Source organism: Agrobacterium tumefaciens (genome assembly GCF_013337285.1).
Lineage (GTDB): Bacteria > Pseudomonadota > Alphaproteobacteria > Rhizobiales > Rhizobiaceae > Agrobacterium > Agrobacterium burrii.
Genome location: NZ_SUPW01000001.1, coordinates 53,703 through 65,875, shown reverse-complemented (window position 1 = coordinate 65,875; position 12,173 = coordinate 53,703). Strand labels below are relative to the sequence as shown.

At 60.6% G+C, this 12,173-nt stretch carries 10 protein-coding genes and 1 riboswitch; of the genes, 4 read left to right on the top strand and 6 right to left on the bottom strand.

Going from position 1 to position 12,173, the window contains the following annotated elements; all coding sequences use genetic code 11:
• Window positions 1-6: 6 nt before the first annotated feature.
• The 3 genes from FCH38_RS00300 to FCH38_RS00290 are packed head-to-tail and all read right to left on the bottom strand — an operon-like array spanning window position 7 to window position 3,392.
• Window positions 7-1,377 (bottom strand): MlaD family protein, encoded by a 1,371-nt coding sequence (locus tag FCH38_RS00300; protein WP_149897510.1) that lies wholly within the window; start codon window positions 1,375-1,377, stop codon window positions 7-9.
• A 7-nt stretch (window positions 1,378-1,384) separates the two neighbouring features.
• The gene (locus FCH38_RS00295; protein WP_174372515.1) at window positions 1,385-2,221 is read right to left on the bottom strand and encodes an ABC transporter ATP-binding protein; all 837 of its coding nucleotides are present in this window, start codon (window positions 2,219-2,221) and stop codon (window positions 1,385-1,387) included.
• A gap of 10 nt (window positions 2,222-2,231) precedes the next feature.
• Entirely contained in the window at window positions 2,232-3,392 is a 1,161-nt protein-coding gene (locus FCH38_RS00290; protein WP_153513822.1) for an ABC transporter permease, read from the bottom strand.
• 143 nt (window positions 3,393-3,535) lie between these two features.
• Between FCH38_RS00290 and dgcA the strand changes: the two genes are divergently transcribed.
• Window positions 3,536-4,519, top strand: coding sequence for an N-acetyl-D-Glu racemase DgcA (dgcA, locus tag FCH38_RS00285; protein ID WP_174372514.1), 984 nt, complete (start codon window positions 3,536-3,538; stop codon window positions 4,517-4,519).
• Between the two features lie 151 nt (window positions 4,520-4,670).
• Here the strand turns inward: dgcA and FCH38_RS00280 are convergent, their stop codons facing one another.
• A complete protein-coding gene (locus tag FCH38_RS00280) occupies window positions 4,671-5,510 on the bottom strand; it encodes a UDP-2,3-diacylglucosamine diphosphatase (protein WP_174372513.1) in 840 nt (279 codons plus the stop codon).
• A gap of 229 nt (window positions 5,511-5,739) precedes the next feature.
• On the opposite strand from FCH38_RS00280, the gene FCH38_RS00275 reads away from it, so the two are divergent.
• Both FCH38_RS00275 and FCH38_RS00270 read left to right on the top strand, forming a co-directional pair.
• On the top strand, window positions 5,740-8,055 hold the full coding sequence (locus FCH38_RS00275; protein WP_153513825.1) for an NADP-dependent malic enzyme: 2,316 nt from the start codon (window positions 5,740-5,742) through the stop codon (window positions 8,053-8,055).
• 132 nt (window positions 8,056-8,187) lie between these two features.
• Window positions 8,188-9,291, top strand: a complete 1,104-nt coding sequence (locus FCH38_RS00270) for a DUF2865 domain-containing protein (protein WP_174372512.1) — start codon at window positions 8,188-8,190, stop codon at window positions 9,289-9,291.
• 194 nt (window positions 9,292-9,485) lie between these two features.
• On the opposite strand, the gene bluB is transcribed toward FCH38_RS00270, so the two are convergent.
• Window positions 9,486-10,202: a 5,6-dimethylbenzimidazole synthase gene (bluB, locus tag FCH38_RS00265; protein ID WP_174372511.1), complete on the bottom strand. Its 717-nt coding sequence runs from the start codon at window positions 10,200-10,202 to the stop codon at window positions 9,486-9,488.
• Between the two features lie 97 nt (window positions 10,203-10,299).
• Window positions 10,300-10,481, bottom strand: a riboswitch (cobalamin riboswitch).
• Between the two features lie 121 nt (window positions 10,482-10,602).
• Complete coding sequence (locus FCH38_RS00260; protein ID WP_174372510.1) at window positions 10,603-11,433, bottom strand: TolB family protein; 831 nt, start codon at window positions 11,431-11,433, stop codon at window positions 10,603-10,605.
• 191 nt (window positions 11,434-11,624) lie between these two features.
• Between FCH38_RS00260 and FCH38_RS00255 the strand changes: the two genes are divergently transcribed.
• Entirely contained in the window at window positions 11,625-12,002 is a 378-nt protein-coding gene (locus FCH38_RS00255) for a glyoxalase superfamily protein (RefSeq protein ID WP_174372509.1), read from the top strand.
• Window positions 12,003-12,173: the final 171 nt, after the last annotated feature.

Here is a 12,173-nt window from a genome sequence, read left to right as displayed (position 1 = left end):
CCCCTCTTAGCGCCTTGTTCTGCCGTCATATTGTTTCACGGTTTCGCCGCCGAAAATCAACCGCTGCGGATCGCGGTCGATATTGGTGATGGCATTGTTGAGATTGTCGACGGTCACCCGAGTGCTGCCAATCAGCGCCTGGAAATCCTTGAGGCCGGAGCTGGAGAAGCGGGTCAGATTGTCGGCAATCGGCCCGATGCGGGCATTGAGATTGTCGGCTACGGCCTTGAACGAAGTAAGTGTCTCGCGCGCCTTGGCAAACAGCGAATTGGCGTCATCGGTGCCCAGCATGCCGTCCACCTTGGCGAGAATGCCATCGACGCGGCTGGAGGCAAGGTTCAGCTTTCGCCCCATGTCGGTGAAGTCGGAAACCGCCTGGTCGATATCGGCGCGGCGGGCACCGACATCATCGGCAATCCGCTTGAAATTCGCCACCGCATCACGCGCATCGGCGGTCGCCGCCGAAACATCGCCAACCACGGTGCTGACCTTGGCCGGATCAACGGACGCCAAGAGCTCATCCGCGCGCTTCACCACGGTCTGCACTTCCGTGCTCGCCGCCTCGAAATTACGCGCCGTACTCTGCACCGTCTCCATGATGCCCTGAATATCGCTGGAAGCCGACGCCACATCCTTCGTCACCTTGTCGACATTCGACAGGATGGAATCGATCTTGCCGGCATCCACCGCCTTCACCAGATCCTCAACAGCGGTCAGCGTGCCGTCGAGGCGCACCGAGACCGATTGCACGGTGGTGGAAAGCGAGCTGAGGCTTGAAATGAAATTCTTGATGCCGTCGGAATTGGCCGCCAGCGCATCGGAGAACTTCTCGGCGTTGCGCACCGTCTGTGTCAGAGGACCACGGGCATCCTGCACGAAACCCTGCAATTCGCCGATAGCGCCATCGGCGCGTTTCAGGATCTTATCGGCGGTGGCGAGCAGGTTGGTGACGCTGGAAAGATCGGCCGTCAATTCGGCAGGAACGCCGCTTTCGACGGCTTTCTGCAGAATGCGTTCGTCAGCCTTGTTGCCGCCGGAAAGCTCGATATAAGCAGCCCCCGTCAGGCCCTGGATTTCAAGCACGGCGCGTGTGGAAGGGAACACCGGCGCATCCGCCTGCACCTCGGTAAAGGCGATGGAATAAGCAGGGTCGTCGCGGTCGATGGCAAGCCCGCGCACCGTACCGACGGGAATACCGTTGAAACGCACTGGCGAGCCGACCGAAAGACCGTTGGCGGAGCCGGGAATACGCACCACGAGCTGCGCCGTCGGGCCGCCACGGCCGAATTCCGCCATCCAGTAAACGAAGCCGAATGCGGCGGCGATCACGATCAGCGTGAAAATTCCGACTATGGTGTAGTTCGCCTTGGTTTCCATGCTTCTGTTACTCCACCGGATTTTCATGTTTGCCGTCCGGAAGAACGACAGAACGCGCCCGTTTGCCGCGGAAATAGGACTGCACCCACGGGTCGTCGCAGGCAAACATGTCCTGCAATGTCCCTTCCACCAGAACCCGCTTGTCGCCCAGAACCGCAATGCGGTCACAGACGGAGAACAGGCTGTCGAGGTCGTGCGTCACCATATAAACGGTCAGGCCGAGCGAATCACGCAGGCGCGCGATCAGCATATCAAATTCCGCCGCCCCGATGGGATCGAGGCCGGAGGTCGGTTCATCGAGAAAAACGAGGTCGGGATCGAGCGACAGCGCCCGGGCAAGGGCTGCGCGCTTGATCATGCCGCCTGACAGCTCCGACGGGTACTTGTCGCCAGCATCGGGCTTCAGGCCCACCATCTCGATCTTCAGATAGGCAAGTTCATCCATCAGCTTTTTCGGCAGGTCCAGATATTCCCGCATCGGCAGCTGGATGTTTTCCTTCACTGTCAGGCCGGAAAACAATGCGCCTTGCTGGAACAGCACGCCAAGCCGCTGGTCGAGCATCATCCGCTCGTCCTCGCTTGCCTTGTCGTAATCGGTGCCGAGAATGCGGATCGCGCCCGCCTGCCGTGGCAGCAGCCGCAAAATCGCCCGCATCAACACGGATTTACCCGCACCGGAGGGGCCGATGAAGCCCAGAATTTCGCCGCGATAGACATCGAGGTTGAGGTTTTCGAGCACGTTCCGGCCGTTGAAACCGACAGTCACGCCCTCGACGGAAAGCACCGCTTCGCGGCCGTCTTTTGCGGTTTTGATGTCTTGTGGTTTCTGGTCCAGAGTTTCCAACGCGCCCTCCCTAAAAATCGATGGCTGCGTAGAAGATGGCGAAAACACCATCCACCAGAATGACGACGAAGATGGACTTCACCACCGACGAGGTAACGTGCTTGCCGAGCGATTCCGCCGAACCGCCCACCTTCATGCCCTCCACCGCCGCAACGATGCCGATGATCAGCGCCATGAACGGCGCCTTGATCATGCCGGCGGCAATGGTCGATTCCTCCACCGCGCCATGCAGGCGCGAAAGGAACACCTCGAAAGTGATGCCGGAATAAAGCAGCGTGACGATGGCCGCGCCGAAAAGGGCGGCAAAATTGGCAAGGATGGTCAGAAGCGGCAGCGCGATGGTCAGCGCCACGAGACGCGGAAACACCAGCACGCCAACGGGGTTGAGGCCGATCACTTTCAGCGCGTCGATCTCCTCGCGCATCTTCATCGAGCCGATTTCCGCCGTGATCGCGCTGCCGGAACGGCCGGCGATCATGATCGCGGTCAGCAGAACGCCGATTTCACGCAATTGCAGAATGCCGACCAGATCGACGACGAAGACCTCAGCGCCGAAATAACGCAGCTGGAACGCGCCCTGCTGGGCGATGATCGCGCCAATCAGGAACGACATCAGCATGATGATCGGCACGGCGCGTACGCCCATATGGTCGATCTGGTTAACGATCGCCGCCGGCGATACGCCGCGGCCGCGCCCGAGCTTCATCTGCGCGCCGCGCACGGCGGAACCGAGAATATACATGCCCGCCAGGAAATCCGCGCCGTTCTGAACCACGGCCTGACCGATCGGCGCGAAGATGCGCTCCACCCATCCTGTCTTGGCGACGGGCTCGCCCTGCATCTCCGCCTTATCGGGCAATTGACCGATGACGTCCTCGATCCGGTCGTTGCCGGTGAGCGTCACAGTCGCGCCGTTCGCCTCGAGATCCTTGCGCAGGCGCTGGATGATCCACGCACCCGTCGTGTCGATGGCTTCGACAGCGGAAAGATCGATCTCGACGGAGCCGCCGGATTTGCTCTTTTCGATCCTGTCGAGGCTTTCAAAAATTCCAGAGAGATTGCTGTTGCGCCAGGAACCGCTCATGACATAACGCAAGCCGCCGCCGGAGACGGAACCGTCTTCGGAGATTGCGGCCGGGTTCGCCTGTTGCCGTGTGTCCTGTTCTTGCATAATGCTCCGAGCGAGTGCAGCCGTCACGAGATTCTTAAAGGTTTCATAACGTTTCGGTCTCCGGCAAGCCACAGTGGCAGCCGACAATTCGTGATAAATTTGGCGTCATGTGTCTTTTGCCGCCCAATCGGAAGTGAAAAAACATGCCCCGTTACCTGCAAGCCACAACAGAACGCTTCCCCGTCGCCGGCAGCTTCACGATCTCACGCGGCACCCGCACGCATGCGGATGTCGTAACGTGCATCATCCGCGATGGTTCCTTCGCCGGCAGAGGCGAATGTGTGCCCTACCCGCGTTACGGCGAAAGCATCGAGGGTGTCGTTGCCGATATCGAGGCGATGGCGGAGCAGATCGCCGCCGGCCTGACACGACAGGAATTGCAGCAGGTGATGAAACCGGGTGCGGCCCGCAATGCGGTCGATTGCGCGCTCTGGGACCTTGAGGCCAAGATCAGCGGCAAAAGCGCCGCCGAACAGGTTCTTGGACGGGCGGCAAAGCCGCTCGTCACCGCTTATACGATTTCGCTTGCCGACCCGGAAACAATGGCCGCGAAGACCGCGGAGAATGCAGGCCGTCCGCTGCTGAAGATCAAGACCGGCACCGCTGACGACGAAGCCCGCCTGCGCGCCGTGCGCGCCGCAGCGCCCGAAGCGCGCATCATCATCGACGCCAATGAGGGCTGGAATGATGAAAACATCGAATATTATCTGAGACTTGCAGCGGAATTGAAGATATCGCTGATCGAGCAGCCTCTGCCCGCCGGCAAGGACGCCATCCTGTCCCGTATCGACCACCCGGTGCTGATCTGCGCCGATGAAAGCGTGCATTCCACCAAAGACCTCGCCGGCCTGCGCGACCGTTACGACGCGATCAACATCAAGCTCGACAAGACCGGCGGACTGACGGAAGCGCTCGTCATGAAGGCGGAGGCCGAACGGCTCGGCTTCACCATCATGGTCGGCTGCATGCTCGGCACCTCGCTCGGCATGGCCCCTGCCGTGCTGGCCGCCCAAGGCACGGCCTTTTCCGATCTCGATGGGCCGCTGTTGCTGGCGCAGGATCGTGATCCGGGGCTGGTTTATGAAGGTTCGCTGGTTTATCCGGCGCGGTCGGAATTGTGGGGGTAAGCCGCTGAATATCGAAGGCAGTGAGCCGAAACGTCACCCCTTGTTTCTTCTCCCCGGCGGGGAGAAGAAACAAGCAGCACGCACCCTACCCACATGAGATCGCACTGATCTCAATGTCCGCCGATAGTTTGCACTGAAGCCAAACGCCCAATCAGGCCGCGTGCTTGCCGATCAGCCCCGGAATATTCACCGGTTCCATTTCATCCGACGCATGTTCAGCAGTGACATCGCTTGTCTGCATCCAGGTGATCAACTCGAAAGTACCATCGGCATTTTCGGCGATCGCCGTGCAGCTTTCCACCCAGTCGCCGGTATTGATGTAGCGGATTCCGTCCATGTCTTCCATGACAGCATGATGAATGTGCCCACAGATGACGCCGTCGACATTGTTGCGCCGTGCCTCTTCAGCCACCACGCGCTGGAACTCGCCAATGAAGTTGACGGCGTGTTTGACCTGCTGCTTGGCCCAGGCCGAGAACGACCAGTAAGGCAGGCCGATGCGGCGGCGCACGGCGGCGATGGCGATGTTGAGCGCGATCGCCGCGTCATAGGCCCAGTCGCCGAGATAGGCGAGCAGGCGGGCATTGCGCACCACCACGTCGAACTCGTCGCCATGGATGACCAGATATTTCTTGCCGTCGGCCGCCTCGTGGATCATGCGCTCGGCCACTTCGATGCCGCCGAAATGCATGCCCGGGAATTCCCGCAGGAATTCATCGTGATTGCCGGGAATATAGACGATGCGGGTTCCCTTGCGGGCCTTGCGCAGAAGCTTCTGCACCACGTCGTTGCAGCCCTGCGGCCAGTACCAGCTGCGGCGCAGGCGCCAGCCGTCGACGATGTCGCCGACCATGATGATCGTCTCGGCTTCGTGATATCTAAGGAAGTCGAGCAAATAATCCGTCTTGGCCGCCTTGGAGCCAAGATGAACGTCCGAAATGAAAAGCGTTCTGAACTGTCTGGTTTCAATTTGACCGGCCACGGATTTCATCCCCCTGTTCGGTTGCGTCCCTGCGGCTTTCTTCCCTCTCAGAACCAGACTCGTGTTGCAGCAACATGACAGAGGCCGGTTTTTGTATGGAATATGACGGATGGCTTCACGAAAACGCGAATAGACCATGCGCGCATTTGCATAAGTGCGGGGCAAATAACGGCTGTACCGCGGGGAAGTTTGTTGTATTCAGGGCCACCAGACGAAATTAAATATGACGGTGGAAGACATGACCTCTCACGATAAGAACAACACGCCCGCCAACACGGCAAAGGCCGACATCGAGGAACAGGCGCTCTTTTTCCACCGCTATCCGCGCCCCGGCAAGCTGGAGATCCAGGCAACCAAGCCGCTCGGCAACCAGCGCGATCTGGCGCTCGCCTATTCGCCGGGTGTTGCCGCCCCCTGCCTCGCCATCCATGAAAATCCTGAGATGGCAGCGGAATACACCGCCCGCGCCAATCTCGTCGCCGTCATCTCCAACGGCACGGCGGTGCTGGGCCTTGGCAATATCGGCCCGCTCGCTTCCAAACCCGTCATGGAAGGCAAGGCCGTCCTTTTCAAGAAATTCGCCGGCATCGACGTCTTCGACATCGAGATCGACGCGCCCGGCATCAATGACATGGTCTCGACCATCGCGGCACTTGAACCCACCTTCGGCGGCATCAACCTTGAAGATATCAAGGCGCCGGAATGTTTCGAGGTGGAACGCCAGCTGCGCGAAAAAATGAACATCCCGGTCTTCCACGACGACCAGCACGGCACCGCAATCATCGTCGCCGCCGCCGTCACCAATGCGCTGGAACTGGCTGGAAAGTCTCTGTCGAGCGTCAAGATCGTCGCTTCCGGCGCCGGGGCTGCTGCCCTTGCCTGCCTCAACCTGCTGGTCGCCATGGGCGCCAACAAGGAAAACATCTGGGTCCACGATATCGAGGGTCTCGTCTATGACGGCCGTAACACGCTGATGGACGAGTGGAAGGAAGTCTACGCCCAGAAAACCGACAAGCGCGTTCTGGCCGACTCGATCGACGGTGCGGATGTCTTCCTCGGTCTTTCGGCCGCAGGCGTGCTGAAGCCGGAACTTCTGGAGCGCATGGCGGAAAACCCGCTGATCCTGGCGCTTGCCAACCCCAATCCGGAAATCATGCCGGAGGCCGCCCGTGCCGCCCGCCCGGATGCGATGATCTGCACCGGCCGTTCGGATTTCCCGAACCAGGTCAACAACGTGCTGTGTTTCCCCTATATCTTCCGCGGCGCGCTGGATTGCGGCGCAACGACCATCAACGAAGAAATGAAGATGGCCGCCGTGCAGGCCATCGCCGAGCTTGCCCGTGAGGAAGTTTCCGAAGTGGCCGCAAGGGCCTATAGCGGCGAAACGCCGATCTTCGGGCCGAACTACCTCATCCCCTCGCCGTTCGATCCGCGCCTCATCCTGCGCATCGCACCCGCCGTTGCCCGCGCCGCCGCCGCAAGCGGTGTCGCCGCCCGGCCAATCACCGATTTCGAAGCCTATTTCGACCAGTTGAACCGCTTCGTCTGGCGCTCCGGCTTCATCATGAAGCCGGTCTTCAACGCCGCGAAAGCCGCCGAAAAGAAGCGCATCATCTTTGCCGAAGGCGAAGATGAACGCGTGCTGCGCGCCGCCCAGGTTCTGCTGGAAGAAGGCACCGGCATCCCGATCCTCATCGGCCGTCCGCAGATCATCGAAACGCGCCTGAAGCGTTTCGGCCTGCGCATCCGTCCGAATACGGATTTCGCCGTGGTCAATCCGGAAGACGATCCGCGTTACCGCGATTATGTCGATGACTATTTTGCGCTGGTCGGCCGCGCCGGCATCAACCCGGAAGCAGCCCGCACCATCGTTCGCACCAACTCCACGGTCATCGGCGCGTTGTCAGTCAAGCGCGGCGAAGCGGATGCGCTGATCTGCGGTCTGGAAGGCCGTTACGACAGGCATCTGCGCGACGTGAACCAGATCATCGGCAAGCAGGAGAACGTGCGCTCCTTTGCGGGCCTCAGCCTGCTCATCACCCAGCAGGGCGCGCTGTTCCTCACCGATACGTTTGTGAACAACGATCCGACGTCGGAGGAAGTGGCGGAAATGGCCATTCTCGCGGCCAGGGAAATTCGTCGCTTCGGCATCACGCCGAAGATCGCGCTTGCCAGCCACTCCAATTTCGGCTCGCGTGACTCGGAAAGCGCTCGCAAGATGCGCCGCGCGCTGAAGATCATCCAGCAGGCCGCACCCGAACTGGAAGTGGACGGCGAAATGCAGGGCGGGTCCGCACTGTCGGAAACGCTGCGCAAGCGCGCCATGCCGAACAGCGTTTTGACCGGCGAGGCGAACCTTCTGGTTTTCCCGAACCTCGATGCCGCCAATATCACGCTCGGCGTCACCCGCACCCTGACGGAAGGCCTGCATGTCGGCCCGATCCTGCTCGGCACGGCGCTGCCCGCCCACATCCTGTCGCCCAGCGTCACCTCGCGTGGCGTCGTCAACATGGCGGCCTTTGCCGTGGTGCAGGCGTCGCATCCTTCGGTGTGAGGGCGCATTAACGCAATTTTGAACAAGCTGTTGCCGCATTGCGGCGACAGCTTATGTTATCTTCCTGAAACACGGATTTCGTGAAGTATAACACCCCTGCCATCGGCCGGGGACATCGAACGGATCGCACAATTGACCCGGCGCAGCCGCATCATCGGCCTCCTGCTTCCCCTTGTTTTCCTCGCCCCGGCCGCCGCTGTCGCGGATCAGGTCTGCGATACGCTTTATGCGCAATTGCGCGAGCCACCCCGTATCATCGGCAACACGGCAGAGGTGCGGCGTTACGCCAACGCGCTCGCCCGCCAGAACATCGTCGTGCGCAAAATCAGGAACGATCTGCGCAGCTATGGCTGTTCGTCGGGCAGCGTCATTGTCTACGGCAGCCCCAATGCCGGCCTCTGCGCCGAGATCGGTGATGCACTGGCGGATGCCGAGGCCGAACGTGACGCCATCATTCGTGACCGGGACGATGCGATGGCGGCTCAGCGCAGCGATGATGGCGGCATCAGGCGCCAGCGCATTCTCGCCGCACTCGACGCCAATGGTTGCAGCGCAATGCCGGAAACAGACACGCAATCGCCGCAAGTGCCCGATGTGACCCGTTACCCCGATGCGTTCCGCCAGCAGGATAATCAGCCGGGACAGGCAGGCCTGTCGCCTTACCCCAATGCCGCCGCCGAGGGCGGACTTCGCACCCTTTGCGTGCGTACCTGCGACGGCTCATTTTTCCCGATCGCCTCCAATGCCTCGCCGCTTGATTTCCGCGCCCAGGCCGAGCAGTGCCAGAAAATGTGCCCGGGCACGCAGACGGAACTCTATTTCCACTCCATGACGGATCAGGAGACCTCCGACATGGTCTCGGCCGAAACCGGCAAACCATACAGGGACCTGCCGACCGCCTTCGCCTATCGCAACGCGTCTACGAAAGCGCCCGGCTGCGCCTGCAACATGGCCGCCTATCACGAAGACATGCAAAAACAGGAAGAGGCCGCCCGGCCGCAGCCCGAAAAGCCCTATTCCGGCATCACCACCATTCCATCACCACAGGGTGACAAGCCTCAGAAACCCACAGAACAGCAACAGGCCGCAAAGCCGCCGGAGCAACCGGTTCCCGAACGCGACTACGATCCGAACGACGCAAAAGTGCGCGTCATCGGCCCGAAATTCCTGCCGGACCAGACAGGCCGCATCGACCTGAAAAACCCGGCGCTGAAGGGCATCCAGCCGCAGCAATGACCCCTGTTATTTGCCCGTAATAGAGCAAGCGGATGCCACTTGTTTCTTCTCCCCGCCGGGGAGAAGTCCGCGGCAGCGGGATGAGGGGGCAAGCGTAGAGATATCCGGAGAGCTAGCCCCCTCATCCGACCCTTCGGGCCACCTTCTCCCCGTCGGGGAGAAGAAACGAGAGGCGACGCTATGCGCATCTCATCTTACCGCCCACCCCAGCGGTTGCGAAACACCAGTTCCTCCAGCGGCACGCGCTGCCGCCAGCCCTTCACCGCCAGTTCCGGTTCCGTGTAAAGCGCATCGACGCGGCCGAGGCATAGCCAGGCGACGATTTCGATATGGTCGGGGATATCAAGAATGGTGCGAATGTCGCTGTCATGAAAGATGCTGACCCAGCCGACGCCGATGCCTTCGGCGCGGGCGGCAAGCCAGAGGTTCTGGATGGCACAAACGGTGGAATAGACATCCGTGCGCGGATTGTGGGTGCGGCCCAGCACCACTTTACCACCGCGTGTGGGATCGCAGGTGACGCAGATGCTGAGCGGCGCCTTGCGGATGCCCTCAAGCTTGAGACTGCGATAAAGCGCCTGTTGCTCGCCCGCAAACATCGCCGCCGCTTCTTCATTGGCGCGGCTGAAGGCCACAAAGGCCGCCTGACGGACAGCACCATCAGTGACGAGCGTGAAATTCCACGGCTGCATGAAGCCCACCGAGGGCGCGGAATGCGCCGCCTTCAAGAGGCGCTCCACCAGCGCGTCCGGCAGCGGATCAGGCAGGAACTGGTCGCGCACATCGCGGCGCGTCTCAATGGCGCGGTAAATCGCCTCGCGCTCCGCACCCGAAAACGGGCGGGCGGGCGAAAGCGCATGATCGAATGGATCGGCTTGCAATGAATTACCAGCGGACGGATCGGTCGGCATCGTTTAACCCCAACAATGCGGGCGCGCCGGTGCCAAAACCATACCGGCTCCCGCATGCACGACGCGCATCTTCAGCAACCTGCCGCCGTCCGCGCGGTTCGGTCTATCCTGCCAGGCCGGTCTTCTGACTCGGCTTCATCCGCCCTTTTCGCCTTCCCGAATAACTTCAGTGGCTTATGAAAAGGGCATCCGCCTCACAGCGCTGGGCACGTTCCGGTTTCTCACCGGATTCCCGATTCTCCCGCCGCAAGGGCGGGCACCTGACTGAGGAAGCTATGGGCAAGAATGCTTGCGAATGCAAGGGTCTTGCAAGCCTGTGCGGCAATCTGCCCGTAGCGTCCCTCCCCCTGCGTCATGCCGGCCGCGAGCCGGGATGACGGTAACAGGCTTCCCGATTGCATCAGGCTACGGGGAAATAACGCACATAAGCGAACTCGTCCCCGTCAGGTGACCAGTTGGGAGAATTCATCGTGCCCTGCCCGCCGAAAAGCTCGAACAGCGTTTCGACATTGCCGCCATCCATATCCATCAGCCGCACCCGCACATCGAGATCGCGCGGATGGTCGAAGACATCCGCGTCGTAAGAAACGAACACCACCTTGTCACCCCCAGGAGACGGATGCGGGAACCAGTCGCCATAGGAACTGTCGGTGATGCGCTCCACAGTGGAGCCATCCACCCGCACCCGCCAGATCTGCATCTGCCCGGTACGGCTGGAATTGAAATAGATCCACGCACCATCCGGCGAATAATCCGGCCCGTCATTGCGGCCTTCGCCATGCGTCAGGCGTGTTTCGGCACCGCTGTCAATATCCATGGAATAGATGTCGAAGACCTGATCGCGAATACCGCAATAGGCGAAACCTTTGCCTTCCGGCGACCAGCCGTGCCAGTAGGAGGGAAGGTTTTTCGTCATCAGCTTTGGCGCACCGCCCGCCGATGGCAGAAGATAGATCGCACTCTTGTCGAACTCGACCTTGTCGGAAATGGCATAAAGCGATCCATCCGGCGAAATGCCGTGGTCGTTATTGCACTGCGTGGCAAAACCGGTATCGACCTTCTCCGGCGAAGCATCACCGGATGGGGACAGGCGGTAGAGCAACCCTTCGCTGTTCAGCAACAGATATTTGCCATCCGGCGACCAGTTCGGCGCTTCGAACAGTTCCGGCGTCTGCCACACCACCCGCATCTGCCGGGTGCGTATATTAAAGATTTCGATCGAACTGCGCATGCTGCCTCCCGGGCTGTCGATAGTCTGGATCGGACCTTTGGCGGACGCAGACATTCCGTTTGCTTTCGCCACCATGGTGATTATGATCCTATGGCCGCAGGCACCGTCCTGCAAATTCAAATCGGAAAAAACGCCAGCGTTCCGGCACCGCCCGTAACCCTCCCCGTTTCTCCCAGATCCGAGGTTCCGCGATGAATACCATCGCCGATCACGGCATCCGCTTCGGCCGGATCGCCGCAATGCTTCCTGTCAGGAATATCGAAAAGGCCCATGATTTTTATGTCGGCGTGCTGGGCTTCACAAAAACCTTCGAAAACGGCAATCCCGTCGGCTTCATGATCCTCAAACAGGGGAATGCCGAGCTGCACCTGACATTGCAGCCCACCTATAAGGCAGCGCCCTTCAATGTGGCGCATATGATGGTAAGCGATGTCGATGCGCTGCATGCGGTTTGCAAGAACCATGGGTTGCGCATCATCAAGGCCCTGCAGGACAAGGATTATGGCCTGCGGGCCTTTGTCTTTGAAGACCCTGATGGCAACCGCATCGATGTGGGGCAGGTTATTTGAGGTGAGTGAAGAGTGGCGCGGGGTTTCTCCGCGCCGTTCCCCTATAAAAGACACAAAACCTCATCGTGGATCGAGCGCGTGCCGCTTGTTTCTTCTCCCCGCCGGGGAGAAGGTCGCGGCAGCGGGTTGAGGGGGCGAGGGTCGAGATATTCGGCAACGGTGCCCCCTCAT